Here is a 26,181-nt window from a genome sequence, read left to right as displayed (position 1 = left end):
CCCCGACAAACCCCACCCCGCGGGGCGGATGTCTTCCGCGCCCACCCCCCCCCCCCCCCGGCCCGCGCCCCGGGGGCGCGCGGGGGGGGGGCGGCCCCCCCCCCCCCCCCCCCCCCACCCCGCAGTTGCGCCCGGACACGCTGCCTAGATCGTCTGCTCCAGCGTGTCCGTCATGTCCACCGACTCCCGGCCCACGGCCTGCAGCTGCCCCCCGCGCACCTGCTGGAACCAGACGTGGGCGTTGACCATGCGTGGGTAGTCGCGGACGGCGATCGTGTCCTCGAAGCGCCAGCTCAGCGTCGGGGTCAGACCGCCCGTATCGACGCGGACGCCGTCGTTCAGCGCCCGCGTGAGGGCATCGGCGTCGACCGTGCCGTCGCCCAGTGACTCGACGACCCGCTTGAGGACCGTGTAGGCGACCCAGGTGTTCTGGACGCTGGCGTCCGCCGGGTCGATGCGGTTGTCGTTGAAGGCGTGCTCGCGGATGGTCTTGAGCATCGGTTCCCAGCGCTTGTCGCCCGCCGCGGGGTACCAGCCGGTGACGTACGCGCCTTCGTACACCCCGGACTTGCCGCCGCCGCGGTTGATCGCGGTCTGGTCGACGGAGCCGGCCACGGAGCTGACCTGTACCTCCTGGAAGTCCTCGCGGACGCGGCGGAACGAGTCGAAGAAGGTGGGCGTGCGGTCGCCGAGCGCCGCCGTCACACAGCCCTTGCGCGCCTGCTCCCGCGCGCCTTCCGTGCCCAGGGTCGTGGCGAGCGAGACGGGTGCGCCCGCCGCGTCGAGGGCCCTGCCGGCCTGGACGGTGAAGTCGTTGACGTCCTCCTTGGCGCGGATGTCCACGGCCGCGGGGCGGCCGGCCTCCTTCAGGGAGAAGTCGAGGAGCTCGGGCAGGTCGTCGCCCGCGATGGTGTCGGGGCGGACGAGGGAGACCTTCTGGCAGTGCTCGGCGAGCTGGCGTCCGTTGCCGGCCATCAGCGCGACCTGGCCGCCGTTGACGGGGTACGAGAGCGGGCTGGTGAACTCGTCGTCGGTGAGCCCGAAGCCGCCGATGAAGGGGATGCCCTCGGCCTCGAGGGAGGAGAGGAAGGAGCGCCCGTACTGGCTGTACGAGCCGACGACCGCCGCGACCTCGGAGTCCACCGCGCGCCGGGCGCAGTCCGAGGCGCCCGAGATCTTGTTGTGCTCGTTGCAGGTGATGACCTTCAGGTCGCGGCCGCCCAGGCCCCCGTTGTTGTTGACCCAGCGCGCGTACGCCCGTGCCATCGCGGGGACGCCGGGCGCGTTGCTGCCCTCGGTGTTCTCCGGCGCCCATGTCATCACCGTGACCGGCTCCTTCTCGTCGGACGAGAAGCCGGGTATCGCACCGCAGCCCGCGGTGAGCGAGGCGATGACGGCGAGCGCGGCCGCGGTGCGGGCAGCCGGGAGACGCGTACGGAGACGAGGGGTCATGGACATGCACCTTTGCGACACGTTCCGAACCCTTGAGTGAAGTTGGCTCAACGGAAAGTGACGTCAAGGTGAACATGGGGGGCCCGGAAAGCCGCTTGAGCGAAGAACGTACGATCGGCAACCGTGCAAAGCTCGGAGAAGTCTTCCCGTCGTGGCCGCCGCTCCTCCACCATGGGCGGCATGCCACTGAACGACATGCCGTGGTGGCGCTGGCGCAGCAATGTGCGCTCCGCGCTGCACATGCTCTCCGACCCGACGTTCCAGCACGAGTGCTGGCTGGCCGGGCGTGAGGAGTACGGGGACGTCACCGACGCCGTCTACCGCCTGGTCGAGGACACCTGGCTCGACAACTGGTCGGCCGAGAAGTACGTGGGCACGATCTTCCGTGACCCGCAGGAGGCCGCCCTCGTCGACACCGCCGTGCTGCGGGTCCTGCGGATCATGCACCAGGTCGGTCCCGACGCTCCCGTCCAGGCCTATCTCGACCACCACGGGTGGCCCGAGGCGGTCCGGGCGGCGCGCGACGCCCACGTACGGCTCGCGGAGAGCGACGGGGACGACCCGGACGCGCAGCCGCGCACGCTCGAAGTGCTCCGGATCATGACACGCTCGGCCTGAGCCCGGTCCCGTATGGGATCCTGCGGGGATGAGCGAGCAGCCCGGCCCCGTGTCGCCTCCGTCAGCCGACCAGTACGTCCTCACCCTGTCGTGCCCCGACAAGCAGGGCATCGTGCATGCGGTGTCGTCGTATCTGTTCATGACGGGCTGCAACATCGAGGACAGTCAGCAGTTCGGCGACCACGACACGAAGCTGTTCTTCATGCGGGTGCACTTCTCGGCCGAGGCGCCGGTCACCCTGGAGAAGCTGCGGGCCTCGTTCGCGGCCGTCGGCGACTCGTTCCAGATGGACTGGCAGCTGCACCGGGCCGAGGACCGGATGCGGATCGTCCTGATGGTGTCGAAGTTCGGGCACTGCCTGAACGATCTGCTGTTCCGCGCCCGGATCGGCGCGCTCCCCGTGGACATCGCGGCCGTGGTCTCCAACCACACCGACTTCGCCGAGCTGGTCGCCTCGTACGACCTGCCGTTCCACCACATCCCGGTCACCAGGGACACCAAGGCGCAGGCCGAGGCGCAGCTGCTCGACCTCGTCCGCGAGGAGAAGGTCGAACTCGTCGTCCTCGCCCGCTACATGCAGGTGCTGTCCGACGACCTGTGCAAGCAGCTCAGCGGCCGGATCATCAACATCCACCACTCGTTCCTGCCGAGCTTCAAGGGCGCGAAGCCGTACCACCAGGCGCACCTGCGCGGCGTGAAACTGATCGGCGCCACCGCGCACTACGTGACCGCGGACCTCGACGAGGGCCCGATCATCGAGCAGGAGGTCGAGCGCGTCGGGCACGAGGTGACGCCCGAGCAGCTCGTCGCGGTCGGCCGTGACGTGGAGTGCCAGGCGCTCGCGCGGGCCGTGAAGTGGCATGCGGAGCACCGGATCCTGCTCAACGGGCGGCGGACGGTCGTCTTCGCCTGAGAGTCTGTTTCCGACCCCCACAGGCGGGTCAAGTCTCCGGGGGCGCCTCGCACAGGTCGTCGAAGCGGAAGGCGCGGTCCTCGTCCTGGAACTGGCGCTCGTGCTCCAGGCTCTCCAGGAGCGGACCCAGATCGCCGGCACGGTTCTTGCTGCCGACGTATTCGAGCGCCGCGCGCTGGAACGCGTTGCGCAGCGTCGGCGGCATCGCGTCGGAGGCGTCGAAACAGATCCGCTCGGCCTCGTCGAGCAGCGTGCGCACCTTCTGCGTGGCGCTGCCCGGCCTCGGGGCGCCCGGTGCGGCGCCCGGGAACAGCGGCCGCTCCCGCGGGTCCGCGGCCTTGTCCCAGGCCGTACGGGCGCGCGGCGCGGTGAGCTCCGAGAGCAGCTCCCAGGCCGCGTCGCCGTCCTGGAAGACGGCGGCCATGTCGCCGGAGACCTCGTAGCTGTCCGCGTGCTCGGCGCGCAGCCGGGGCACGAACTCCGTGGTCGGGGCCGGGACGTACGAGTCCGGGTAGTGGCGCCTTATGAACGAACCCTGGTGCTCGAGGTCGCAGCCGGCCGAGGTGAGCAGCCCGCCGTCGTCCTCGAAGGAGCGGGTGAGCGCGGCAGCCGCCTGCTCCGGGTCGTCGGGCAGCAGCTCGCCCCACTTCTCCCAGGCCCGGCGCACCGCGGGCGAGGTCCACGGCAGCTCGCCGGTCGCGAACGCCTCGTACACCGCGGGGCCCTCGGTGCGCAGCAGCAGGTCCTCCACCCAGTCGGTGCCGGGCCAGCCCGAGGTGGCGCCCGAGCTCAGGCCCAGACACCAGCGCGGGTTCTCCGGCCGGCCGCCCTGCTTGCGCCACACGATCGACTTGAGGTCCACGCGCACCGGCACCCAGTAGCGCCGCGCCGTCACCTGCGCGTCGCCGGTGACCTTCGCCGTCACGTCCGGCGCCCACGGTCCGATCGCCGCGCCGTCGACGGCCTTGGGCAGCGGCAGGACGGAACCGGCGTCCGCGTACTCGGAGAGCTCGCCCAGGCTGTTGAGGATCGCGACGTCCGGGGGCGCGTCGGCCTGCAGCTGCGCGAGGAGCGTGTCGCGCAGGGCGCGGGTGCCGGTGTACGCGTAGTGCACGCCCGTGCGCCGCTCGATGGACCGCAGCGCCGCCACGAACGGCTTCTCCTCGCCGTCCGTCCACGGCCCGAGCACCGTCACGGTCCGCCGCTCCGGGCCCGTACAGGCATACGTGGACACCCCGAGCACCGCGAGGACGGTCACGCCGAGCAGCAGCCGTACGACCACGGGGCGCCGTCCGCGGTCGCGTGCCGCCGCCCGGCGCGGGGCCGCGGCGGGGCGCGCCGCCGGGTACTCGCGGCCGTAGCCGTACAGCGCGAGGCCCGCGGCCAGGGCCGCCGCCGCCCCGCAGCCCACGGCGATCCGGGCCGTCTGCGCCCAGCCGACGGGGCCCGCGTCGTCGAAGCGCGCCGCGATGCCCTGGGCCTCCGTCTCGATGGCGGCGACGGACTCCGGGGAAGTGGCGTACCGCGTCAGCTCGTCGAGGTCGTCGCGGACCGCGGCCTGCGCCACCTGCTCGACGACGGCGCCCGCCAGGAGCAGCGCGCAGACGACCGTCGCGACCGCCGCGAGCGCCCACAGCGCGGGGCTGTTCAGCCGCAGCCGGCGGCTGCGGAAGCGCAGCGTGCCCCACAGGACCGTCGCGAAGAGGCCGATCGCCAGGGCCGCCGCGACCGCGAGCACCACGGGCATGGCCGCGCGCGGCTGCTCATCGGCCTCGTGGGCCAGCTGCTCCTCCAGGGCGGCGATCCGGCCGAGTACGGCCGTGGGCCCGGCCTTCGTGTCCTTCGCCGCGCGGCACTCGAAGGCGGGCGTGGCCGCGTCGCACAGGACCGCCGCGCCGTAACTGAGTCCCGCCTTGCGCAGCGCGGGGTTGTCGCGGTTCTCGCTCGCCATGGAGATCGCGTTGCGGTACGACTGCACCAGGCCGTTGACGACGCCGAGCTCCTGCGCCTGCGCGGCGTCGAACGCGCGGGTGCGGGTGGCGCTGTTCAGAGCCTGCATGCTCGTGCTGATGAACTTCTCGTACCGCTCGCCGATGGCGACCCGCGGCCCGTCCGCCCCGCCGCTCTCGCCGTCGCGGTCACCGAAGCGCCGTACCGCCTCGTCCTGCGCCAGATCCAACTGCACGCGCGCCTGCGCCAGATCGGTCAGCGCGGGGGAGATCCGGTCGCGTACCTGGTCGGTGCGGCCGTGCACGTCGAAGTACGTGGCGGCGGTCAGCGCGAACACGAGGAGCGCCAGCGCGGGCAGGACCGTACGGCGTGCGCGCAGCAACTCGGAGGTCAGGGGCTGGGGCCGGCCGGGTCCCGGCTCCCCGCACGCCCAGCGCCACAGCGCGGGCAGTGAGCGCCGCGGGTCGGCGCGGGCGAGGTGGTGGCGCGCCTGCCGGGCCGTGCGACGCGACCGGTCCCGTACGCCGTCGATGGCTCTCAACGTGCCTCCCGCATCCGGTGGTCGAGGCCTGCGCGGATCATGACCCCTCGCCCTCCCCGCCGCTCAGCCACCGCGGCAGCCGGAAGCCCTTGCCGGGCAGGTGCAGGCCGGTCGGGCGGACGCGGTGGTGGTTGTCCATCAGGGCCTCGATCAGGGCGTCGTCCTTCGGCAGGCCCGAGCGCGGGACCTGGCGGGCCAGGCGCCGGTAGCCGTCGGAGAGGCGGAGCAGCAGCTGTTCGTCGGAGTGCGGGGCGTGCAGCCGCAGCGGCAGGCCGTGGTCCAGGTCCTCCGGAAGGCGGTCCGCGAGCTCCGGCCACGGGTCGCCGCCCGCCCGCGCCACCGCCGTGACCGTGTGCACGAGCAGCTCGAACAGATCGGTGCGCAGCCGCTCCTCGGCCGCCGTGTCGGTGAGCCCCTCGTACTGGACGAGCCGCCGGAACGCCGAGAACGCGCGCGCGAAATCCTTCAGCGCCGGCGCCGGCACGCCCTCGTGCAGCCCCGCGTGGATCCGCACCAGCGCCGTGCACGCGGCCGTGCGGTGCCGTGAGTCGGCGGGCACGCCTTCGAGGGCGACCACCGCCTCGCGCGGCTGCCCCTCGTTGAGGTGCATCCGGGCCAGCCCGAACGCCGCCGAGCCCTGCGCATGGTTGCGGCACCACACCGACCGGTAGAACTCCTTGGCCGCCTCGTTCGCGCCGAGCCGCTCATGGCAGTAGCCGAGGGCCAGCTTCGGCGCGTACTCGCCGGGGATGTCCTCGTAGACCTGGGTGAACCGGTCGCGGGCCCGCTCGATGCGCTGGTGCGCGAGGTCGAGCAGCCCCTCGTGCCAGCGGATCCGCCAGTCGTGCGGTGCCCTGTCCGCGCCGATCAGGCGCTCGGCCTCCTTCAACGCGCCGCTCGCCTTGGCGAGTTGGCGGGCAAGCTCGTCGATCGGGGCCAGGGGGCGCTCCCGGGCGCTCTCCGCGTCCGGCCAGTCCGCGAAGGGGCGCGGGCCGGACAGGGCGCGGCGGGCCGCACGGGCCATCTGGAGGTGCAGCCGGCAGCGCAGGAACAGCAGCTCGGGCGTCGGCTCCCAGACCGCGATCTTCGTGAGGAGCGCCTTCGGGTCGTTGTACTCGGTGCGCTGCAACTGCTTCCAGTTGGCGTCCTCGCGGTCGGGATGCGGCGGCGGCAGATCGGCCGCGGCGTCCTCGGGCTCCGGCGGCTCCTGCGGTCCGAGCGGCCGCTTGTGCGAGCCGCCGCCCGCCCACTGGTCGAGCGGCGGGGCGAGCCCCAGGCCGCCGTCGAGGGTGTCGCCGACCGAGCCGAAGTGCAGGGACGGGGCGAAGGTCTCCTCGTTGACCCGCAGCGACCGTAACTCCCGTAATACGGCGTGCAGCTGGCCCGCCATCTCCCGCGCGGACGCGAACCGCTCCTGCGGCGCCGTGCGGATCGCACGGGCCACCACGAGGCGCAGCGAGCGCGCGCCGGGGCCCTGCACGGCGGGTGCTGCTTCGAGGAGCGCGTCGAGCACCTTGCCCAGGCAGTACAGATCGCCCGCCGGGCCCATCCGCCCGTACGCTCCCGCCTCCGGCGGGGTGATCGTGGTCGGGCCCTGTTCGCCGTAGCCGCGGACCGCCGCCACGTCGATCAGCTTGATGGTGTCGCCGCAGTGCAGCACGTTGCTGAGCGACAGATCCCCGTACACGAGCTGCTTCTCGGTGTGCAGATAGTGCAGCGCGTCGAGGATCTTCACCCCGTACACCGCGATGAACTCATGCACCCGCCCGTCGTGGAACGGCGCTTCGCGGCGCAGCATCCGCTCCCGGATCCGCTGCAGGGTCACGCCCGCGGCGAACTCCATGACCAGGAGCGGGCCTTCGCCGTCCGTGTCGAGGATCGCGTTGTGCACCTTGACGATGAACGGGTGGTTGAGGTCCACGAGCCGGATCCGTTCGCGGGCGGCCTGCTCGGCGGCGCTGCGGTTGCGCGGGTTGTGCCGCTTGAGGGCGACGAGCCGGTCGAGCAGCGCACGGTCGTACGCCAGATACACGTTCCCGAAGCTGCCCTTCGCGAGCTCGCCCACCTTCAGGTACTGCTGCTCGGGCCGCACCAGCCAGGAACCGCCCGCCACCGGGCCCGGTACGTCGTCCGTCTCCGCGGGGGTCCCCGGTTGCGGCACCTCCACGGTGACGCGCGGCAGATCCTCCAGACCGTCGCCCGGCGCCTCGATGCTGATCTCCAGCGGCGCCGCGAGCCGCGCCTCGCGCTCGCGGAGCGCGAGGAGACGGTTCTCCACGTCGAGTTCGAGCCGGAACAGACCGTGCACCGCGCGCGCCGGATCCTTCACGGCGATCCGCCGCAGCGCCTCCAGACGGTCGGGCAGTTCGTCGGCGCCGCGGTCCGGACGCGGCCCGTCTTCGTCCCTGTTCCCGTCCTCGTCCCCGTCCCTGTCTCCGTACCTTTTTCCGTTTCCGTCGGCGGACAGCCGGCGCCGCACCCCGCGCAGCTCCTGCAGCCGCTGCTCGATCCGCTCGGCGACGGCGGCCCGCCACTCCGGCCCGAGCAGCCGCTCCAGGAGCAGCCGCAGCAGCGGCGCCCGTTCGTCGCGGAACGCGAGCAGCAGCCGCGCCCGCTTGCGGGCCCGCGCGGCGGTCAGCAGCGCGAGGACGTCCTCGGGTGCGGAGGCCGCGTCGTCGGGAAAGAGGAGCGCGGCGGTCATGCCGGGGCAGTCCGCGGCTATACGGGCGAGGAGGGTGTCGTCGTCGGGTGTGGGGGCAACCGTGTGCGGGGAAGCGGCGCCCGTGTGCGGGGACGCGGCCTCCGGGTGCGGGAAGGCGGCGTCCGTGGCCGGCTCCCCGGCCAGGCCCGCGCGTTCGGCGAAGCGGCGGATGAGGGTCGAGGCGGTACGGGACGTGGCGTCGACCGCGAAGTCGATCGCGCCGGTCAACGGCCCGTCGTCACCGGCGTGTCCGTCGTCTCCGGCGTGTCCGTCCTCCCTGGCGGGCCCCTCCTCCCCGGCGCCTCCCACCTCCCACCCCGCGGCGTCCCTGCGTCGCGCCTGCTGCTGCTCGCGGTCCGCGGCGAGCAGCGTCGTGCGCAGGGTGTCCAGATCGCCGGGCCGTTCCGGCCGTACGAACACGATCTCCACCGGCAGCGCACCCGCCTCGCCGTCCAGCCAGCGCACGAGCCTGCGCCGTAACGCCGGGTCCGGGGTGTCGCGCGAGGGCTCGCGCGCCGACTCCCGTACCGGCCGCGCGATGTCGCCCGCGACGGCCCGCACCCCCGTGACCTCGATCCCCAGCTCCTCCAGACCCAACTCCCGCTGAATCGTCTCGGTCGGGATCAGCGAGGCGTGGTCGAGCCGGTCGGCGCCCAGCGCGCTGCCGCGGCGCCCGAGCCGGTGCGTGAGCACCCCGATCAGCTTCCCGGACCGCCCGTGCACCACCCCGGCACCGCTGTAGCCCTGCCGTACGGGAGCGTGCGTGCCCTCCAGGTCCAGCGCCACCCAGCCGGACGCGGGGCGCGCCCCGGGGGGCGTGGTGCCGGCGCCCGCGAGGCTCTCCGGATCGCCGAGCCCGAGCAGCGCGCTCTCGGCGAGCTCGCCGCCGAGCAGATCCGACGGGTACCCGGTGACCTGCACCGGCGCGCCCCGCGCAGGGATCTGCCGGTGCAGCCGCGCGGGCGTGATCCCGGTGCCCGGCTCCTCCGCCAGCTCCAGGAGGACGAGATCGCCGCCGCGCCCGGGCCGCGGCCGCACCAGCCGTCCCGCGACGACGGTCGCGCGGATGGGGGCGGCGGAGCCGGGTGCGCCCGGGAAGTCCACGTACACGTCCTCGTACGGGCGGGTGGCGTCGTGCCGCCGCGGCAGTACGACCTGCGCGCAGCTCACGACGTAGCGGCGGTGCAGCAGCACCCCGGCGCCCAGCGGCTCGGTCCGGCCCTCGGCGCGGAACAGGCGGACGCGCCAACTCTCCTGTGCCGTACCGGAGTTGTAGGTGCCACGGGACGTCCGCATGGTGCTCACGATATCGGCGCGCGCGGTGCGCGGGCATGGTCACGTAGGGTGCGGGGGTGGTGAAAACTGGCTCTCCGGAACGGGCGCGGACCGACGCGCAGGACGCATACGCACCCCTGGTCGCGCGACTGCGGGCGGCAGGCTGCGTCTTCGCCGAGGAGGAGGCCCGGCTCCTGCTGGACGCGGCGTCCTCACCCGCCGCACTGGACGCGCTCGCCGCGCGCCGCGTGGCCGGCGAACCACTCGAACAGGTGGTGGGCTGGGCCGAGTTCGCGGGCCTGCGGATCCTTCTCGACCCCGGAGTGTTCGTCCCGCGCCGCCGTACGGAATTCCTGGTCGACGTGGCCCTCGGCCTCCCGCGCCCCGACGCACCGGTTCTCGTCGACCTCTGCTGCGGTTCGGGCGCGGTGGGCGCGGCGCTCCTGGCCGCCCAGCCCGACGGCGATCTCCACGCCGCCGACATCGACCCCGCGGCGGTCGCCTGCGCCCGCCGCAACCTGCCGCCGTCCCGCGTCCACGAGGGCGACCTGTTCGCGGCCCTGCCCCCCGGCCTGCGCGGCCGCATCCACCTCCTCACCGCGAACGTCCCCTACGTCCCCACCCGCGACATCCCCCTCCTCCCCACGGAGGCCCGCGACCACGAGCCCCACACGGCACTGGACGGCGGCGCCGACGGCCTGACGGTGGCCCGCCGGGTCGCCGAGGGCGCGCGGGAGTGGCTGGCCCCCGGCGGCCACGTCCTCATGGAGGCAAGCGAGGCCCAGGTCCCGTCGGCCCTAGGGGTGTTCGAGGCGGCGGGGCTGGTGGCGCGGGTGGTGGAGAGCGAGGAGTGGGGGGCTCGGGTGGTGGTGGGGCAGGTCAGCCCCGCAGGCGTCTGAGGCGAGCACCCGCACCCTCAATACCTCTGCGCCTTCGCCACCTTCGCCGTCAGCGGCGGTTCCGCCGGCTTCCGGCTGATGGCGAGCGGCTGCGCGAGCCCGCCGGCCTTCAGGTCCTGGGTGCCCACGATCCGCGTCTCGACCACCTTGCCGTCCGCGTCACTGAAATCGACCTGGACCGCGTACGACGCCGTCTCATCCGTCCGGTTGCGGATGTTGACGATGAGCGCCCGCACCCCGTTCGTCTGCGCCAGCGGCTTCCCGGTCAGCGAGACGTCCGCCATCGCGTTGCCCTGCCCGTCGGCCTTGTCCAGCTGATCCTGGTACTCCTGCTTCCGCTGCTTCGTCTCCTTCGAGACCGACTCCTCGAAGGCGTCGGCGCGCGCGGATGCGGACGCCTCCGCGGCGGACGCCGAGGCCTTCACCTCGGCCTTCTTGGACTCCGCGGCCGAGGCCATCGGCGACGGCGGCTCCCCGGAGAAGTTCTCGGTGGCCGGCGCCGAGGCCCGCTCACTGAACGTCGCCGCGGCCTCCCCGGCCCCTTCGGTACTGCAGCCCACGAGCGTCGCACCGGCGACGGCGGCCACCACGGCCAGGGCGAATCTGCGGGAACGCAGGGGACCGGAACGCATGGGACCGGAACTCATGGACAGGACCTCCGTCTGGAACCGTGCACGACTGATCCAGCATCAGCCCTCCCCACGGGATCGGCCATCGGAGCCGCCGCCGGGCGGTGTGCCCCGACTTATGCCTAATGTCGTCAGGCCAGAGGGCCGAGGACCAAGGGGTTGGCATGACCGAGTCCGACGACGAGGGCACCCCCCGGGCCGTCCGCTCCCCGTCCCTCCTCGACGCGGTCCTGCCGCTCGTTCTGCTCGCCCTCCTGATCGGCGGCTCCCTCGCGCTCTTCGGGCTCGACGCCCTCGACGGCCCGATCCAGGTCGCCCTGATCCTCTGCGCGATGGCGGCCGCGCTCATCGCCCTGAAGAACGGTCACAGTTGGGCGGCCGTGCAGCGTGCGGGACAGAGCGCCCTGTCCTCGGTCACCGGCGCGCTGTTCATCCTGCTCGCCGTGGGTGCGCTCATCGGCGTATGGAATCTGAGCGGCACCATCCCGACGCTCGTCTACTACGGCATCCAGATCCTCTCGCCGTCCTGGTACTACGCGGCGACCACGGTCATCTGCGGCGTGATCGCCCTGAGCATCGGCAGCTCCTGGACCACCGCGGGCACGATCGGTGTGGGGCTCGTCGGCGTCGCCGAGATGCTGGGCTGCTCGCCCGCGATCACCGCCGGTGCCGTCATCTCGGGGGCGTATCTCGGCGACAAGCTCTCGCCGCTCTCGGAGACGACCGTCCTCACCGCGCAGATGGTGAAGGTCGATCTGTACGCGCACATCAGACGGCAGGCGTGGACCTCCGTCCCCGCCTTCGTCCTGGGTTTCGTGGCCTTCCTGGTCCTGGGCCTGGTCCGCGCCGACGATGTGCAGAACCCCGTCGGTGAGGAGATCGAGCTCGCCCGTCTCGGCGACATCTACGCGATCACGCCGCTCAATCTGCTCCCGCTGCTGCTTCTGGCCTATCTCTCCGTACGCAAGGTCCCCGCGCCGCTCGCGCTGATCTGCGCGGCCCTCTTCGCCGGGCTGCTCGGTGCCTTCCTCCAGCCGTCCGTGATGCGGGACTTCGTGGCCGGTTCGGGCCATGCCGTCATCGAGTCGCTCAAGGGCGTCTGGAGCGCGATGGCCAACGGTTTCTCGATCGACTCGGGCATCCCGCTGATCGACCAGCTCCTGTCCCGCGGCGGCATGGACAGCATGCTGCTGACGCTGTGGCTGATCATCGGCGCGGTGACGTTCGGTGCGCTCCTGGAGGAGTTCGGGCTCATCAAGCGGCTGATCGACCCGCTGATCGCCTCCGCGAAGAGCACCGGACGGCTCTTCGTCACGGTCTTCGCCTGCGCCTTCGGCCTGAACGTGGTGGCGGGCGACCAGTACATCGCCCTGGTCCTGCCCGCCCGCGTGTTCCGCCTGGAGTTCGAGAAGCGGCAGCTCGCGCCCACGAACCTGTCCCGGCTGGCCGCCGACAGCGGCACCGTCACCTCCGCGCTCGTCCCGTGGAACTCCTGCGGTGCCTTCATGGGCGCGGTCCTCGGCGTCCCCACGCTCTCGTATCTGCCGTACGCCGTCTTCAACTACGCGAGCCCGGCGCTGAGCGTCCTGTACGGCATCACCGGCTTCAAGATCGAGAAGACCGAGAAGACGGAGACGGCCGAGAAGGCCGAGAAGGCCGAGCCCCCCGCTTGACCCGTAAAAGATGCCCGAAGCGCCATATGCGGCAAAGGTGTGAATGGCCGTCTGAACGGAACCGCGGAAGGACGCCATGACACAGGTTGCCGCCGGGGCGCAGCAGGAGTCGCCCGCACCCGCGAAGCTGCCGCTGTTCACGCTGACCACGATGGTGATCGGCTCCATGGTCGGCGCCGGGGTGTTCTCCCTGCCGCGGCGCTTCGCCGAGGAGACGGGTGTCGCGGGCGCGCTGATCGCCTGGGCCATCGCCGGTACCGGCATGCTGATGCTCGCGTACGTCTTCCAGTCCCTGGCCGTGCGCCGCCCCGACCTCGACGCCGGTGTCTACGCCTACGCGAAGGCCGGCTTCGGCGAGTACATGGGCTTCTTCTCGGCTTTCGGCTACTGGGCCAGTGCCTGCGTCGGCAACGTGACGTACTGGGTCCTGATCATGTCGACGGTCGGCGCGATCTGGCCCGCCCTCGGCGACGGCGACACCGCCCTGGCCATCGTGCTCTCCTCCGTCGGCCTGTGGGCCTTCTACTTCATGATCCGGCGCGGTGTGAAGGAGGCCGCGGCGATCAACAAGATCGTCACCGTGGCGAAGGTCGTGCCGATCCTCGTCTTCATCCTCCTGGCGCTCTTCTACTTCAAGGCCGATGTCTTCGCGGACAACTGGGGCGGCGCCGACTACGCCGGATCCCTGTTCAGCCAGGTCCGCGGCACGATGCTGGCCACCGTCTTCGTGTTCCTCGGCGTCGAGGGCGCGAGCGTCTACTCGCGGCACGCCAAGAAGCGTTCGGACGTCGGCAAGGCCACGATCCTCGGCTTCCTCAGCGTCTTCGCCGTCTTCGCGTCCGTCGTGATCGTCTCGTACGGGATCATGCCGATGGAGCAGCTCGCCGAGCTGCGCCAGCCGTCCATGGCGGGCGCGCTGGAGGAGGCGGTCGGCACCTGGGGCAAGGTGTTCATCAGCGTCGGCCTGATCGTCTCCGTGCTCGGTGCCTACCTGGCCTGGACCCTCATGGCCTCCGAGGTCCTGTACGTCGCGGCCAAGGACGACGACATGCCGCGCTTCCTCGGCCGCGCGACCGCGGCCGACGTCCCCGTGCCCGCGCTGATCATGACCACGGCGCTCTCGCAGATCGTGCTGGTCGTCACCGCCTTCTCCGACGACGCGTTCAACTTCGCGCTCGACCTGACCAGTGCCCTGTCCCTGGTCCCGTACCTTCTGGCCGCCGGTTTCGCCGTGAAGATCGGCACGCGCAACGATCCGCTCACCGAGGGCGGCCGCACCTCCGGCCGCGAACTCACGATGGCCCTCATCGCGACCGTCTACACGGCCTTCCTGCTGTACGCGGCCGGACTCCGCTTCCTGCTCCTGTCGTTCATCCTCTACGCACCCGCCACGATCCTCTTCGTGATGGCCCGCCGTGAGCAGGGACGACAGCTCTTCTCGCCGCGCGAACTCGTCATCCTGGCGGTCTCCATCGCAGGCGCCGTCGTCGGCATCGTCGCGCTCGCCGCGGGCTGGATCAGCCTCTGACGCACCGGCGCCCCCTCCCCGTAACGAGGTTCCCGTCCTTCCAAGGAGTCACCCATGACCGGCCCGAGCACCCCGTCCCAGGCATACGGCGTCCACTCCGAGGTGGGGCGGCTGCGCAAGGTCCTCGTCTGCGCGCCGGGCCTGGCCCACCGCAGGCTCACCCCGACCAACTCGGACGATCTGCTCTTCGACGACGTGATGTGGGTGGAGAACGCGCAGCGCGACCACGCCGACTTCGTCAACAAGCTGGAGCAGCGCGATGTGGAGGTCGTCGAGCTGCACGAGCTCCTCGCGCAGACCATGGCGATCCCCGAGGCGAAGTCGTGGCTCCTCGACCGCAAGATCGTGCCCAACCAGGTCGGCGTCGGCCTCATCGAGGACACCCGCGCGTTCCTGGAGACCCTGGAGCCGCGGCAGCTCGCCGAGTACCTCGTCGGCGGTCTCGCCACGACCGATCTGCCCGACGAGTTCCGCTCCGGGTACGTGTCGATGGCGCGCGAATCCACCGGCGTCCGCGAGTACTTGATGCCGCCGCTGCCCAACACCCTCTACACCCGCGACACCACCTGCTGGCTGTACGGGGGCCTCACGCTCAACCCGCTGTTCTGGCCCGCGCGGCACGACGAGACGCTCCTGATGAAGGCTGTCTATCTGTTCCACCCGGACTTCGTGGGCTCGAAGGTGTGGTGGGGCGATCCCGAACTGTCCTGGGGCCAGGCCACGTTCGAGGGCGGCGACATCATGCCCGTCGGCAACGGCGTCGTCCTCATGGGCATGAGCGAGCGGACCTCGCGGCAGGCCATCACGCAGGTCGCCAAGGCCCTGTTCGAGCAGGGCGCCGCCGAGCATGTGATCGTCGCCGGGATGCCGAAGCTGCGGGCCGCGATGCACCTCGACACCGTGTTCACCTTCGCCGACCGGGACATCGTCACGCTGTACCCGCGGATCATGGACTCGGTGCACACGTTCTCGCTGCGTCCCGGCGACGGCGCACCCGGCCTCGACGTCACCGACGAGGGCGACGCCGCTTTCGTGGACGTGGTCGCCAAGGGCCTGGGACTGCCGAAGCTCCAGGTCATCGAGACCGGCGGCGACGTCTACGCCTCCGAGCGCCAGCAGTGGGACAGCGGCAACAACGCCGTCGCCCTGGAGCCCGGCGTCGTCTTCACCTACGACCGCAACACGCAGACGAACACGCTGCTGCGGAAGGCGGGCGTCGAGGTCATCACCATCGTCGGCGCCGAGCTCGGGCGCGGGCGGGGTGGCGGGCACTGCATGACATGCCCGATCATCCGCGAGCCGGTGGACTTCTGACCTCTGGCCCAGCGGCCGCCGACGGAGCCTGTCCGGCTCGCGGCAGGCGGCGGCCGGGGCGACGATGGCACGTGGGGCGCCCGTTCGGGGCGCACCCGGAAAGGCCGCTCCCATGGATTCCGTCCTCAGCAGCGAGGTACTGGCCGAGCTGCGCCGCCCCCGCCCGTACCCGGCCGTCTCCCTGCTCATGCCGACCCACCGCAGAGAGCCGGAGAACGCGCAGGATCCCGTGCGGCTCCGCAACCTGCTCGCGAAGGCCCGGCAGCAGCTGCAGGACGATCCGGCAGTGACCCGCGAGCGGTGTACGGACGTCCTCGGCCAGCTGGAACAGGCGGTCCAGGAGGTGGACCTCGTCCACGCCGAGGACGGGCTCGTGATCTACGCGGCACCCGGCGAGCACCAGGTGTGGTCGCTGGCCCGCGAGGTGCCCGAGCGCGTGGTGATCGCCGACACCTACCTCACCCGCAACCTCGCCTCGGCCGCTGCCGCCGCGGAGCCGTACTGGGCGCTGGCCGTCGCGGCCGACCGGGTCTCGCTGTGGAGCGGCGACGCGGAACGGGTCACCGAGCACACCGGCGACGGCTTCCCGCTGACGCGGAGCCTGGAGGACCCCGACGCGGAACGCAAGGAGCGCATCGGCGATCTGCCGAGCACCTTCCGCGACGAGCAGACCCGCCAGTTCCTGCGCGAGGCGCACGAGGCGATGCGCGCGGTGTCCGCCGCCTCGCCCCGTCCGCTGTACGTGATCGGCGAGGCGGCCGCGCTCTCGCTCCTGGAGGAATCCGGACCGCCGCTCGCCAAGGACCTCACGGCCGTGCAGCACGGCGGTCTCGCGTCCGGGCCCGCGGCCCAGGTGCAGCGGACCGTGGAGCCGCTGCGGACCGAGAAGGCGGCGGCGGACAGCGCGGCCGTCGTCTCCGAGCTGGACGCGGCCCAGGGCCGCAAGGAGTTCGCGGGCGGTCTCGACGAGGTCTTCCAGGCGGTACGGGACGGGCGGCTGCGGCTGCTCGCGGTCGAGGAGCACTACCGGGCGGTCGTCCGCGACTACCGCGACCATCTGGAGCCGGCCGAGGCGGGCGACCTCGACGCACGCGAGGACATCGTGGACGAGATCGTCGAACAGGCCCTCTCCACGGGCGCCGACGTCCGCTTCGTCCCCGACGATCTGCTGACCGGAGCGGGCCGTATCGCGGGCGTCCTGCGCTACTGACCGTCCCTGACCGCCCCGCACCTGCCGCCGAGCCCCGTGGAGGGTGCCATGGCCCGCAACCGCTGTCTGATCCTGAGCTCACCGGCCGAGGTCTGGGCGCTCCTGTCCACCGGCCGCCGGTACGGGGAGTGGGTCACGGGAACCCAGGAGGTCCTGTCGACGGACCCGCACTGGCCCGAGGTCGGTGCGCAGCTCAAGGTCCGGGTCGGGGCGGGTGCTCTGACGCTCGACGACACGAGCACGGTCCGCATCAGCGAACCCCTTCAGCGCCTCGAACTGGAGGCGAAGGCGGGCCCGTTCGGCGCGGCCCGGATCGCGATGAAGCTCATCCCATGGGGCGCAAACACCCTCTTCATCCTGGACTGGCACCCCATCCGCGGCCCCGGCAGCCGTATGCACGGCCTCCCGGTGGACTACTTGGTCCGGGTCCGCAACGGCATGATGCTCACCAAGCTGGCCCGGATCGCGGAACGGGAGCACACCGAGGGTCCATGAACCTGCCGAGCGGTTCCCGGTTGTCACATCCGGCTCAGGGAAGCCGCCGCCGACAGCACATCCCGGATCGCCTCCCGGTCCCCGTCCTGCCCGGCCGCCGCCTCCTCCGGCAGGACATGGCCCGCCGCGAGCTTGCAGAACTCCACGCCGTCCAGGGCGACATGGGCCACCTCGTGGTCGGCGGAGCCGATCGCGCCGGGAGAGTCCAGGGCGATCAGCCACTCGCCGCCGCCCAGACCCTCCACCTCCAGGCGCAGACTCCGGCCGGGTGAGCCCGCGCGGACCAGGCCGCGGGCCGGTGCGGCCCGTCCCGAGCGGCGCCGGTCGGCGAGCGCGGACGGCAGCATCCGGGCCGCCAGGTCGATCATCCGGTTGAGGTGCCGGGGAGCCGGTGGCGCGTACGGGTAGTCCACGGCGTCCGCGATGTCGCCGGCGTGCACCCAGCACTCGAAGGCGCGGTCCACGAAGGAGTCCCGCAGGGGGAGGGTGAACTCTCCGTACGGCACGGACAGTTCACCCGAGGACGCACCCGCGAACGACACCGTGCGCACCAGCGCGTGCGACTGATCGCGCCACGGCATCCGTACGGTCCGCGTGGGCGGGAAGTGCGAGGCCGTCCAGTACGTCTCCGTGCGGGCGAAGGGCGAGCCGTCCTCGGGCGCGAGTTCGCCGAGCGGATCGTCCAGACCGAGCGCGAGCGCCACAAGTCCGTCGACGGTCAGCAGATGCGCGATGACCCCGGCCACGGTGGTGCGCCGGTTGACGGGCCGGTCGGAGTCGCCGTCGTACCACTTCAGACGCACCGGGGCATGCCACTCGCCGTCCCCGATGTCCTGAAGGAGCGCGTCGAGCCGCGCCGTCTCCGCGTCGTACGCGACGGCCCAGTCCGGTACGGGAATCCGCGGCGGCCGTTTGTCGAGGCAGCCCGCGAGGACCCGGGAGCGCAGGCCCGGGTCGAGGTCGAGGCTCTCCTCGGGCTGCAGCAGCCCCACCGCGTCCCGCAGCCGCAGCGCCTCGTCCGCGCAGGGGCCGCAGCCGCCCAGGTGCAGCTCGACGGCCGCGGCCTCGTCGGGCGCGCAGGCGGAGAGCGCCCAGGCGCCGAGCAGGGACTTCAGGACGCCGTGGTCGAGCGCGGGCGGCTCCGGCGGCGGCGGGGGTACGGAGGCGGGCAGCGGCCGTCCGCTGTCCTCGACGGACTCGCGCGGGGGCGGTATGCGGGGCGCGGACGCGGCCTCGGGGCGCTCGTCGTCGCCCGGGGTGCCGTCGCCCGGCTCGAAGGGGCCGGGACTCATGTGGCTCTCCCGTATCCCTGCCGGCCCGTACTGCCGCCGTTCTTGCGGTCGTTGGCCGAGGACAGCAGCTGCAGCCCGAGCCGCAGCCTGCGCCGCGCCTCGTCCTCGGTGACGCCGAGGTCGGCGGCGGTCTGGCGGTAGTCGCGGCGCTGGAAGTACGCGAGTTCGAGCGCGGCGCGCAGCGGCGCGGGCATCGAGGTGACGATGTAGTCGGCGCGCGCGGCCGCCGACGCCTCGCGCACCTTGCGCTCCAGGTCCTCGGCGCTGCCCCCGCGGCCCTCGGCGAGCGCCTCGGCGCCGTCCCTGCGCAGCCGCTGCACCGCCTGGCGCTGGGCGAGCCCGGCGATCCAGGAGCGCATCGACCCGTTGCGCGGTTCGTACGCCTCGGGGTTCTCCCAGACGAGGGCGAAGACCTCGCGGGTGACGCGGTCGGCGGCGTCCTCGTCGTCGAGGACACGGTGGGCGAGGCTGTGCACGAGCGAGGCGAAGCGGTCGTAGAGCTCGCCGAGCGCCGCGGCCTCCCCGCGGGCGAGACGCTGCTGCATCTTGCGGTCCCAGCGGGGTGGTGCGTCCTTCGCCATCGGGCCCCCTCCGCGCCGGTTCGCTTCCCCTGAGCTTCGAATGTAGTCCGCGCGACCCTTTCCGTACGCCCCTTTACGGCAATGTGCGGGCATACCCGGGCCGGGGATGGTAACGAATGCGTCACCTTCCGTTGCGCGGAGCAACTGAACGAACGTGAGCGAAGTCGATCTAGTTAGATCGAACCAGACGAATCGTGATAGGGCTTCGACTGCGGCGCGGTCCGGGCGTGTGTTCCAGCACGTGTTTCAGCCGGGCACCGCGGGGCAGCCGCGAAACCAGGAAGCGAAAGATGAGCTTCCGGATCTTCGGGGCGCGGGCCCTGACCAGTCCGGCGAGCGAGAGGCATGGCGTGGCGCTCAAGGTGACCGAGGCGGAGCGAGGCGGCTGGGCCGTGATCGAGGTCAGCGGCGAGATGGACCTGGTGACCTCACCGGCCCTGCGCCAGCGCGTGCACGACGCGGTCGCCGACGGCCGCCGCAATGTGGTGCTCGACCTGTCCGAGGTCCTCTTCTGCGACTCCTCCGGCGTCGGCGTCCTCATCGCCGCACGCCGCCTCCTGCGCTCCTGCTCGGGCCGGCTCCGGCTGATCCTGCCCGCCCGCGGCGCCGAGGACGGCTCGCACGTCAACCGCGTCCTCGCGGCCCTGGGAGTCCGCCGCCTCTTCGACGTCTACCCGGACGCCCACGCGGCCTCGGACGACACGGCCCAGCCGCTCTCCGCGTAGCAGCGCAGCCGTCACATGTGGTCCTTGGCGACCGTCACGAACGCGGTGACCTTCTGCTTCGCCTCCCGGGCCAGCGCGACGTAGGCATCCTCGTCCGCCGCCTTCGGTATCCGCGAGATCACCTCCATCGCCTCCTGCGCCGCATCGGCCGCCGCGGACCCGGTGGTCACGAGCCGTACGCGGAACAGCCCCTCGTACACCTCCATCCGCAGATCGAAGGCGCGCGCCCGCAGTGCGGCGTCGGACTCCTCGAACTCCCCGCCGTTGCAGATCAGCCAGCGCTCCATCTGCGCACGGCGGTACATCATCAGGGAGCCCGCGAACGAGCTGTAGACCTGCAGCCGTTCCTGCCGCACCTGCTCGGTCCGCGTGAAGCGCTCGCTGCGCGCGACGGATCGCTGCTGCAGCAGCTGGCTCACCCCGACACCCAGCAGCGTTCCCACCACGGCTATGACACTCGCAACAGCTTCCACGCGCACAGTCGATCACAGGGCGCCGCGCGGCGGCGGGTTGTCGCAGATTCGCGATAGTCCTGATACGGCGGTGCATTTTCCGGGTGCGGGGGCCACGCACCGACGTACGCTCGCCCCTGACGTGATTGCATCCGCATCCCCGACGCATACCGTGTGAGGCAGCCGATATGGACAGCGCAGAGTACGAGCGCAGGATTGCCGCCCGCTTCGCCAGCTTCGACCAGGACGGCAACGGCTACATCGACCGTGAGGACTTCTCCTCGGCGGCCAAGGCCCTGCTCGCCGAGTTCGGCGTGACGGCCCGCTGCGACAAGGGGCAGGCGCTGTACATCGGGGCCGAGGCGTTCTGGCAGGGCATGGCCGGGATCGCGGACGTGGACGGCGACCAGCGCGTCACGCGCGAGGAGTTCGTGACGGGCGCGGTCAAGCGCCTGCGCGACAGCCCGCAGCGGTTCGCCGAGATCGCGCGCCCGTTCCTGCGGGCCGTGGTGGCCGTCGCGAACGTGGACGGCCAGGGCGTGACGGTCACCGACGCGGGCCGCGTCCTTCGCGTCCTGGGCGTCACCCCCGAGGCGATCCCGGTCGCGTCGGCGGCCCTCGACACGGCGGGCACGGGCCGCATCCCGTCGGAGGAGCAGCTCCTGGCGGCGTTCGCGGCCTACTTCACGACTCCGGAACCGGAGGCGTAACAACGCGGCGTGGGCGGGCCCTGGTTCTCACCGGCCCGCGCACCACGCACCCGGAGCTACGCGAACTGCTCCCGCAGCTTGTACTTCAGCACCTTCCGCAAGGTCTCGTTGCGAGGCAACGCCTCCACCACTTCCAGCTGCTCCGGCAGCTTGTGCGTGGAGAGCCCCTCCCCGCGCAGGTACTCCGTCACCTCGGCGAGCGTCAACCCCGCCGCCCCCGCCCGCTGTTCGATCACCGCGCACACCCGCTCGCCCCGGACCTCGTCCGGCAGCCCGATCACCGCCGCGTCCCCCACCCCGGGGTGCTGGTGGAGCAGGTCCTCTATCTCCTTGGCGGAGATGTTCTCGCCCTTGCGGATGATCACGTCCTTCGCGCGGCCCGTGAGCACCAGATGGCCGGATTCCGTCACATGCCCGAGGTCGCCGGTGATCAAGTACCCGTCGGCGTCGAAGACTTCGGCCGTCTGCGCCGGGTCGAGATACCCCTGGCACACCGCCTCCCCCTTCAACCGCACCTCACCGTCCGCACGCGCCGGCAGCTCCTTGCCCTCCGCGTCCGTGATGCGGAGGGACATCGCGGAGGGCGGCTTGCCCTCGGTCGTGGCGAGGTTGTCCACGGTGTCGTCGGGCGCACCCATCGTGATCATGGGCACCTCGGTCATCCCGTACCCGTGCGTGAGCTGGCAGTCCATCTCCCGTACGACGGCGTGGTAGACCTCCGGCGGCTTCGGTGCGCCGCCGCCCGCGAGCAGCCGCAGCGAGGGGATCAGCTTCCGGGACGGGTCCTTGCGCTGCTCGGTGAGGAACATCGTGTAGAACGCGGTCGAGCCGCCCGCGACCGTGACCCCGTGCCGCCGGTAGCCGTCCAGCGCGTCCGGCATCGCGAACTTCTCGAAGAGGACCGCGGGGAAGCCGTAGAGCAGCAGCATCACCGTGTAGTCGGGGCCCGCGATGTGCGCGAAGGGGAAGGCCATGGAGCCCACGTCGTCGGGGGTCAGGTGCAGCGCGTGTGCCAGGCACGAGCCGCCCGCGATCAGTGAACGGTCCGTGTGCAGCACGCCCTTGGGGTCGGACGTCGTGCCGGAGGTCCAGTAGATCCAGCGCACCGACGTGCCCTCGGAGGGCGGCGGCGGCAGGATCCGCGGGTCGCCGTCCGGCAGGGTCTCGTACGCCTCGAAGACACCGCGCGCCCCGAGCCGCCGCGCCATCTCCGTGTGGTCGAAGCCCCGCCACTCACCGGGAGACGCGAAGAACTCCGCCTTCGACTCGCGCAGCGCGAAGCCGACTTCCTTGTCGCGGTAGAAGGGGATGACCGGCGTCTGGACGGCGCCGATGCGGGCGAGCGCGGCGGAGAGCAGCACGGTCTCGATCCGGGTCGGCAGCTGCCATGCGACGACCGTGCCGGGGCGTACGCCCATGTCCCACAGTCCGGCCGCGACCCGCTCGCTGCGGTCGCGCAGCTCGGCGAAGGTGACCGTGCGGTCGTCGCCCGGCTCGGAAGCCGCCTCGATCAGGACGCGGCGGTGCGGGGTGCGGGCCGCGCGGCGGCAGATCAGTTCCCAGAACGTGGGCGCCGAGTCGAGTGTCGCGTCGCTCATCGCGCAGGCCTCCGTAATGCCGCAGCACTGTGTTCCTGACGGATAGTCAGATTGCAGAAGAGCGTAGGCTTCCGCGCCTTGTCGGTCCAGAGGTGCGGGAGCTAGCCTCTATCTGACGATCCATCAGAAACAGTCGACGCCCCGTGCGCGTCGGGTGAGGGGACCCCCAATGGAACTGCCTCGGATCATCAGCGTCGACGACCACGTGATCGAGCCCGCGCATCTCTTCGAGACCTGGCTGCCCAAGAAGTACCAGGACCGCGGACCGAAGCCGCTGACCGCGGGCATCGGTGAACTCGCCTACGTCGCCGGCAAGTACCAGATCACGATGGACCCGGAGGGGCCGCCCACCGACTGGTGGATCTACGAGGACCTGAAATTCCCGTACAAGCGCAACATCGCCGCCGTCGGCTTCGACCGCGACGAGATGACCCTGGAAGGGATCACCCGCGCCGAGATGCGGCGCGGCTGCTGGGACCCGAAGGCGCGCCTCGCGGACATGGACCTCAACCATGTCGAGGCCTCCCTCTGCTTCCCGACCTTCCCGCGCTTTTGCGGTCAGACCTTCGCGGAGGCCCACGACAAGGAGGTCGCGCTGGCCTGCGTGCGGGCGTACAACGACTGGATGGTCGAGGAGTGGTGCGGTGACTCCGGCGGCCGGCTGATCCCGCTCTGCATCATCCCGCTGTGGGACATCGACCTCGCGGTCGCCGAGATCCACCGCAACGCCGCTCGTGGCGTGCGGGCCGTCACCTTCTCGGAGATCCCGACGCACCTCGGCCTGCCGTCGATCCACTCCGGCTACTGGGACCCGTTCTTCGCGGCCTGCCAGGAGACCGGCACGGTCGTCAACATGCACATCGGCTCCAGCTCGCAGATGCCGGCCGCGTCCCCGGACGCCCCGCCCGCCGTGCAGGCCTCGCTCAGCTTCAACAACGCGATGGCCTCGATGATGGACTTCCTCTTCAGCGGTGTCCTGGTGAAGTTCCCGACGCTCAAGCTCGCCTACTCCGAGGGCCAGATGGGCTGGATCCCGTACGCCCTGGAGCGCGCCGACGACGTGTGGGAGGAGCACCGCGCCTGGGGCGGGGTGCGCGACCTGATCCCCGAGCCGCCGTCCTCGTACTACTACCGGCAGATCTTCTGCTGCTTCTTCCGCGACAAGCACGGCGTCGCGTCCCTGGACGTCGTCGGCCGGGACAACGCGACCTTCGAGACCGACTACCCGCACGTGGACTCGACCTTCCCGAACACCAAGGAGGTCGCCCTCGACCACGTGAAGGGCCTCGACGACGAGACGATCTACAAGCTGATGCGCGGCAACGCGATCCGCATGCTGGACCTCGACTTCGACCGCGGGCTCACCTTCCCCTGGTCCGCGAAGTAGCCGGACGGACCATGGACCTCACGTATACGGAAGAGGAAGAGGAGTTCAGGGCGCGGCTGCGGGAGTGGCTCGGGCAGGTGCTGCCCGCGCTGCCCCCCAGGCCCGACCCGAACGACTGGCCCGGCCGGCGCACGTACGACATGGGCTGGCAGCGCAGGCTGTACGACGCCGGGTACGCGGGACTGCACTGGCCCGTGGACGCGGGCGGGCAGGGGGCGACGCCCACGCAGCACCTGATCTTCCTGGAGGAGACGGAGAAGGCGGGCGCGCCGTACGTCGGCGCGAACTTCGTGGGGCTGCTGCACGCCGGACCCACGATCGCCGCCGAAGGCAGCGCCGCGCAGAAGCAGCAGTGGCTGCCGCCGATCCTGCGCGGCGACGAGGTGTGGTGCCAGGGCTTCAGCGAGCCGGACGCCGGGTCCGATCTGGCCGCCCTGCGCACGAAGGCCGTGCGGGACGGCGACGAGTACGTCATCACCGGCTCCAAGATCTGGACCTCGCACGCCGAAGTCGCCGACTGGTGCGAGCTGTTGGTGCGCACGGATTCCGATGCGCCCAAGCACCGCGGCATCTCATGGCTCGCGATGCCCATGGACGCGCCCGGGGTCACCATCCGTCCGCTGCGGACGCTCGCCGGGTCCACGGAATTCGCCGAGATGTTCCTCGACGAGGTGCGGGTGCCGGTCGGCAACCGGGTCGGGAACGAGAACGACGGCTGGCGCGTCACCATGGTCACGCTCTCCTTCGAACGCGGTACGGCCTTCGTCGGCGAGGTCGTCGCCTGCCGCCGTACGCTCGCCGCCCTGGCCGCCGAAGCGCGCAAGAACGGGCGCTGGGACGACCCTTCGCTGCGCCGCAAACTCGCGCTGCTCAGCGCCGAGTTCGCCGCGCTGTGGCGGCTCACGCAGTGGAACGTCAGCGAGTCCCAGGCGACCGGCGGCGTCCCCGGCATCGGCGGCTCGGTGTTCAAACTGCGCTACTCGCACGCCCGCCAGGAGCTGTACGACACGGCCGCCGAGGTGCTCGGCGCGGGAGCGCTCGACCTGGACCACGAGTGGGTGCTCGACCGGCTCTCCTCCCTCTCGTACACGATCGCCGCCGGCACCTCGCAGATCCAGCAGAACATCATCGCCGAGCGCATCCTCGGCCTCCCGAAGGGCCGGTGAGCCGTGCACTTCCAACTGACCGAGGACCAGCGGGCCCTGCAGTCAGGCATGCGCGAACTGCTCGCCGGGCGCTTCGGCCGCGACGCCCTGCGCGCCGCCGTGGACGCGCCGGGCACCCTCGACCGCGCGCTGTGGCGCGAGCTCGGCCACGCGGGGTTCTTCGCGCTGCGGCTGCCGGAGGACGACGGCGGGGTCGGGCTCGGACTGCCCGAGGCGGTCCTGCTGTTCGAGGAGGCCGGCCGCGCCCTGCTGCCCGGACCGCTGATCGCCACGCACCTCGCGGCGGGCGTGGTGCCGGGCGCCGCGGAGGGCAAGGTCGTGGTCACCCAGGCCGACGGCCCGCTCGTCGAGTGGTACGAGGCCTCGGACGCGGTCGCCGGGGACGTGGTCGCGGACGGGGCGGGCGTCCCCGTGCGCTCCGTCGACCCGCTCACCCCGCTGCACCGGCTGCACGAACCCGCACCGGCCGCCGGCCCGCTCGTCGGTCTCCTCACCGCCGCCGAACAGCTCGGCAGCGCGGCCCGCACCACCGAGATGGCCGTCCACTACGCGAAGGAGCGCGAGCAGTTCGGGGCGGCGATCGGCTCGTTCCAGGCCGTCAAGCACCTGTGCGCCCAGATGCTCGCCCGCACCGAACTGGCCCGCGCCGCCGTCTACGCGGCCGCCGTCACCGGCAATCACGCCGATATCGCGGGCGCCAAACTGCTCGCCGACGAAGCGGCGGTGCGCTGTGCGCGGGACTGTCTGCAGGTGCACGGCGGGATGGGTTTCACCTGGGAGGCCGATGTCCATCTGCATCTCAAGCGCGCCTGGGTGCGCAGGGAACGGTGGGTGTCGTCGTCCGCGTTGACGGAACTTCTCGCGGAGCTGCTCGTCGAAGTGGGCTGACGCGCTTCAGCTTTCCCCTGAACGACAGCGCTGAGTAACGGAGCGGGGCCACGATCGGGTTGAGTCGCCCGGCCGACTCGTCACGTCATGGAGTCGGGCCCTTGCTCCGGTACGCTCCGTGAGGTGCGAGTGGTCCAGTTGACGAGCCGTCCCGGAGTCGCCTCAGCGGTGGCGCCGGGGGCCG

21 protein-coding genes are annotated in these 26,181 nt (G+C 71.8%); 13 read left to right on the top strand and 8 right to left on the bottom strand.

Annotated features, from left to right (window positions below; all coding sequences use genetic code 11):
- Window positions 1–144: 144 nt before the first annotated feature.
- The gene (locus ACIBI4_RS14610; protein ID WP_399204166.1) at window positions 145–1,452 is read right to left on the bottom strand and encodes an ABC transporter substrate-binding protein; all 1,308 of its coding nucleotides are present in this window, start codon (window positions 1,450–1,452) and stop codon (window positions 145–147) included.
- A 171-nt stretch (window positions 1,453–1,623) separates the two neighbouring features.
- Between ACIBI4_RS14610 and ACIBI4_RS14605 the strand changes: the two genes are divergently transcribed.
- The gene (locus ACIBI4_RS14605) at window positions 1,624–2,070 is read left to right on the top strand and encodes a hypothetical protein (RefSeq protein WP_399204315.1); all 447 of its coding nucleotides are present in this window, start codon (window positions 1,624–1,626) and stop codon (window positions 2,068–2,070) included.
- Between the two features lie 28 nt (window positions 2,071–2,098).
- The gene (gene purU / locus ACIBI4_RS14600; protein WP_399204165.1) at window positions 2,099–2,983 is read left to right on the top strand and encodes a formyltetrahydrofolate deformylase; all 885 of its coding nucleotides are present in this window, start codon (window positions 2,099–2,101) and stop codon (window positions 2,981–2,983) included.
- 28 nt (window positions 2,984–3,011) lie between these two features.
- Here purU and ACIBI4_RS14595 read toward each other — a convergent pair whose 3' ends face one another.
- Window positions 3,012–5,474 (bottom strand): hypothetical protein, encoded by a 2,463-nt coding sequence (locus tag ACIBI4_RS14595; RefSeq protein WP_399204164.1) that lies wholly within the window; start codon window positions 5,472–5,474, stop codon window positions 3,012–3,014.
- A 37-nt stretch (window positions 5,475–5,511) separates the two neighbouring features.
- On the bottom strand, window positions 5,512–9,471 hold the full coding sequence (locus ACIBI4_RS14590) for a tetratricopeptide repeat protein (protein WP_399204163.1): 3,960 nt from the start codon (window positions 9,469–9,471) through the stop codon (window positions 5,512–5,514).
- A 59-nt stretch (window positions 9,472–9,530) separates the two neighbouring features.
- On the opposite strand from ACIBI4_RS14590, the gene ACIBI4_RS14585 reads away from it, so the two are divergent.
- Window positions 9,531–10,349 carry a putative protein N(5)-glutamine methyltransferase gene (locus tag ACIBI4_RS14585; RefSeq protein ID WP_399204161.1) on the top strand — a complete coding sequence of 273 codons (819 nt, stop codon included), beginning with the start codon at window positions 9,531–9,533 and terminating at the stop codon, window positions 10,347–10,349.
- 17 nt (window positions 10,350–10,366) lie between these two features.
- Here the strand turns inward: ACIBI4_RS14585 and ACIBI4_RS14580 are convergent, their stop codons facing one another.
- Window positions 10,367–10,981, bottom strand: coding sequence for a hypothetical protein (locus tag ACIBI4_RS14580; protein WP_399204160.1), 615 nt, complete (start codon window positions 10,979–10,981; stop codon window positions 10,367–10,369).
- A 161-nt stretch (window positions 10,982–11,142) separates the two neighbouring features.
- Here ACIBI4_RS14580 and nhaC point away from each other — a divergent pair, with 161 nt between their 5' ends.
- From nhaC to ACIBI4_RS14555, 5 genes are all read left to right on the top strand, one after another.
- Window positions 11,143–12,651 (top strand): Na+/H+ antiporter NhaC, encoded by a 1,509-nt coding sequence (gene nhaC / locus ACIBI4_RS14575; protein ID WP_399204159.1) that lies wholly within the window; start codon window positions 11,143–11,145, stop codon window positions 12,649–12,651.
- A gap of 76 nt (window positions 12,652–12,727) precedes the next feature.
- The gene (locus tag ACIBI4_RS14570; RefSeq protein WP_399204158.1) at window positions 12,728–14,179 is read left to right on the top strand and encodes a basic amino acid/polyamine antiporter; all 1,452 of its coding nucleotides are present in this window, start codon (window positions 12,728–12,730) and stop codon (window positions 14,177–14,179) included.
- 54 nt (window positions 14,180–14,233) lie between these two features.
- Window positions 14,234–15,493 carry an arginine deiminase gene (locus tag ACIBI4_RS14565; protein ID WP_399204157.1) on the top strand — a complete coding sequence of 420 codons (1,260 nt, stop codon included), beginning with the start codon at window positions 14,234–14,236 and terminating at the stop codon, window positions 15,491–15,493.
- 112 nt (window positions 15,494–15,605) lie between these two features.
- Entirely contained in the window at window positions 15,606–16,703 is a 1,098-nt protein-coding gene (locus ACIBI4_RS14560; protein ID WP_399204156.1) for a chemotaxis protein, read from the top strand.
- A 48-nt stretch (window positions 16,704–16,751) separates the two neighbouring features.
- Complete coding sequence (locus tag ACIBI4_RS14555; RefSeq protein WP_399204155.1) at window positions 16,752–17,198, top strand: SRPBCC family protein; 447 nt, start codon at window positions 16,752–16,754, stop codon at window positions 17,196–17,198.
- Between the two features lie 23 nt (window positions 17,199–17,221).
- Here the strand turns inward: ACIBI4_RS14555 and ACIBI4_RS14550 are convergent, their stop codons facing one another.
- Window positions 17,222–18,490, bottom strand: a complete 1,269-nt coding sequence (locus tag ACIBI4_RS14550; protein WP_399204153.1) for a zf-HC2 domain-containing protein — start codon at window positions 18,488–18,490, stop codon at window positions 17,222–17,224.
- On the bottom strand, window positions 18,487–19,071 hold the full coding sequence (locus ACIBI4_RS14545) for an RNA polymerase sigma factor (RefSeq protein ID WP_399204152.1): 585 nt from the start codon (window positions 19,069–19,071) through the stop codon (window positions 18,487–18,489). The genes ACIBI4_RS14550 and ACIBI4_RS14545 overlap by 4 nt, the downstream gene beginning before the upstream one ends.
- Window positions 19,072–19,421: 350 nt before the next feature.
- Between ACIBI4_RS14545 and ACIBI4_RS14540 the strand changes: the two genes are divergently transcribed.
- The gene (locus tag ACIBI4_RS14540; protein ID WP_399204314.1) at window positions 19,422–19,796 is read left to right on the top strand and encodes an STAS domain-containing protein; all 375 of its coding nucleotides are present in this window, start codon (window positions 19,422–19,424) and stop codon (window positions 19,794–19,796) included.
- An 11-nt stretch (window positions 19,797–19,807) separates the two neighbouring features.
- Here ACIBI4_RS14540 and ACIBI4_RS14535 read toward each other — a convergent pair whose 3' ends face one another.
- A complete protein-coding gene (locus ACIBI4_RS14535) occupies window positions 19,808–20,242 on the bottom strand; it encodes a hypothetical protein (RefSeq protein WP_399204151.1) in 435 nt (144 codons plus the stop codon).
- 194 nt (window positions 20,243–20,436) lie between these two features.
- On the opposite strand from ACIBI4_RS14535, the gene ACIBI4_RS14530 reads away from it, so the two are divergent.
- The gene (locus ACIBI4_RS14530; RefSeq protein WP_399204150.1) at window positions 20,437–20,958 is read left to right on the top strand and encodes an EF-hand domain-containing protein; all 522 of its coding nucleotides are present in this window, start codon (window positions 20,437–20,439) and stop codon (window positions 20,956–20,958) included.
- Window positions 20,959–21,014: 56 nt separating this feature from the next.
- Here ACIBI4_RS14530 and ACIBI4_RS14525 read toward each other — a convergent pair whose 3' ends face one another.
- Window positions 21,015–22,556, bottom strand: a complete 1,542-nt coding sequence (locus ACIBI4_RS14525) for a class I adenylate-forming enzyme family protein (protein WP_399204149.1) — start codon at window positions 22,554–22,556, stop codon at window positions 21,015–21,017.
- A gap of 169 nt (window positions 22,557–22,725) precedes the next feature.
- Between ACIBI4_RS14525 and ACIBI4_RS14520 the strand changes: the two genes are divergently transcribed.
- The 3 genes from ACIBI4_RS14520 to ACIBI4_RS14510 are packed head-to-tail and all read left to right on the top strand — an operon-like array spanning window position 22,726 to window position 25,997.
- Window positions 22,726–23,943: an amidohydrolase family protein gene (locus ACIBI4_RS14520; RefSeq protein ID WP_399204148.1), complete on the top strand. Its 1,218-nt coding sequence runs from the start codon at window positions 22,726–22,728 to the stop codon at window positions 23,941–23,943.
- A gap of 11 nt (window positions 23,944–23,954) precedes the next feature.
- Window positions 23,955–25,109 carry an acyl-CoA dehydrogenase gene (locus ACIBI4_RS14515; protein ID WP_399204147.1) on the top strand — a complete coding sequence of 385 codons (1,155 nt, stop codon included), beginning with the start codon at window positions 23,955–23,957 and terminating at the stop codon, window positions 25,107–25,109.
- A 3-nt stretch (window positions 25,110–25,112) separates the two neighbouring features.
- Complete coding sequence (locus ACIBI4_RS14510; protein ID WP_399204146.1) at window positions 25,113–25,997, top strand: acyl-CoA dehydrogenase family protein; 885 nt, start codon at window positions 25,113–25,115, stop codon at window positions 25,995–25,997.
- Window positions 25,998–26,181: the final 184 nt, after the last annotated feature.

The organism is Streptomyces sp. NPDC050418 (assembly GCF_044458745.1).
Taxonomy (GTDB): domain Bacteria; phylum Actinomycetota; class Actinomycetes; order Streptomycetales; family Streptomycetaceae; genus Streptomyces.
The sequence above is the reverse complement of the archived record's forward strand: the minus strand, read 5'-3'. Positions and strand labels throughout refer to the sequence as shown.

What these genes read in the sequence shown, in the direction of transcription:
- ACIBI4_RS14530 (WP_399204150.1), top strand. Translation starts at nt 20,437, where the DNA reads ATGGACAGCGCAGAGTACGAGCGCAGGATTGCCGCCCGCTTCGCCAGC.
- ACIBI4_RS14570 (WP_399204158.1), top strand. Translation starts at nt 12,728, where the DNA reads ATGACACAGGTTGCCGCCGGGGCGCAGCAGGAGTCGCCCGCACCCGCG.
- ACIBI4_RS14590 (WP_399204163.1), bottom strand. Translation starts at nt 9,471, where the DNA reads ATGCGGACGTCCCGTGGCACCTACAACTCCGGTACGGCACAGGAGAGT.
- nhaC (WP_399204159.1), top strand. Translation starts at nt 11,143, where the DNA reads ATGACCGAGTCCGACGACGAGGGCACCCCCCGGGCCGTCCGCTCCCCG.
- ACIBI4_RS14565 (WP_399204157.1), top strand. Translation starts at nt 14,234, where the DNA reads ATGACCGGCCCGAGCACCCCGTCCCAGGCATACGGCGTCCACTCCGAG.
- ACIBI4_RS14605 (WP_399204315.1), top strand. Translation starts at nt 1,624, where the DNA reads ATGGGCGGCATGCCACTGAACGACATGCCGTGGTGGCGCTGGCGCAGC.
- ACIBI4_RS14560 (WP_399204156.1), top strand. Translation starts at nt 15,606, where the DNA reads ATGGATTCCGTCCTCAGCAGCGAGGTACTGGCCGAGCTGCGCCGCCCC.
- ACIBI4_RS14545 (WP_399204152.1), bottom strand. Translation starts at nt 19,071, where the DNA reads ATGGCGAAGGACGCACCACCCCGCTGGGACCGCAAGATGCAGCAGCGT.
- ACIBI4_RS14555 (WP_399204155.1), top strand. Translation starts at nt 16,752, where the DNA reads ATGGCCCGCAACCGCTGTCTGATCCTGAGCTCACCGGCCGAGGTCTGG.
- ACIBI4_RS14580 (WP_399204160.1), bottom strand. Translation starts at nt 10,981, where the DNA reads ATGCGTTCCGGTCCCCTGCGTTCCCGCAGATTCGCCCTGGCCGTGGTG.
- ACIBI4_RS14520 (WP_399204148.1), top strand. Translation starts at nt 22,726, where the DNA reads ATGGAACTGCCTCGGATCATCAGCGTCGACGACCACGTGATCGAGCCC.
- purU (WP_399204165.1), top strand. Translation starts at nt 2,099, where the DNA reads ATGAGCGAGCAGCCCGGCCCCGTGTCGCCTCCGTCAGCCGACCAGTAC.
- ACIBI4_RS14525 (WP_399204149.1), bottom strand. Translation starts at nt 22,556, where the DNA reads ATGAGCGACGCGACACTCGACTCGGCGCCCACGTTCTGGGAACTGATC.
- ACIBI4_RS14550 (WP_399204153.1), bottom strand. Translation starts at nt 18,490, where the DNA reads ATGAGTCCCGGCCCCTTCGAGCCGGGCGACGGCACCCCGGGCGACGAC.
- ACIBI4_RS14515 (WP_399204147.1), top strand. Translation starts at nt 23,955, where the DNA reads ATGGACCTCACGTATACGGAAGAGGAAGAGGAGTTCAGGGCGCGGCTG.
- ACIBI4_RS14610 (WP_399204166.1), bottom strand. Translation starts at nt 1,452, where the DNA reads ATGACCCCTCGTCTCCGTACGCGTCTCCCGGCTGCCCGCACCGCGGCC.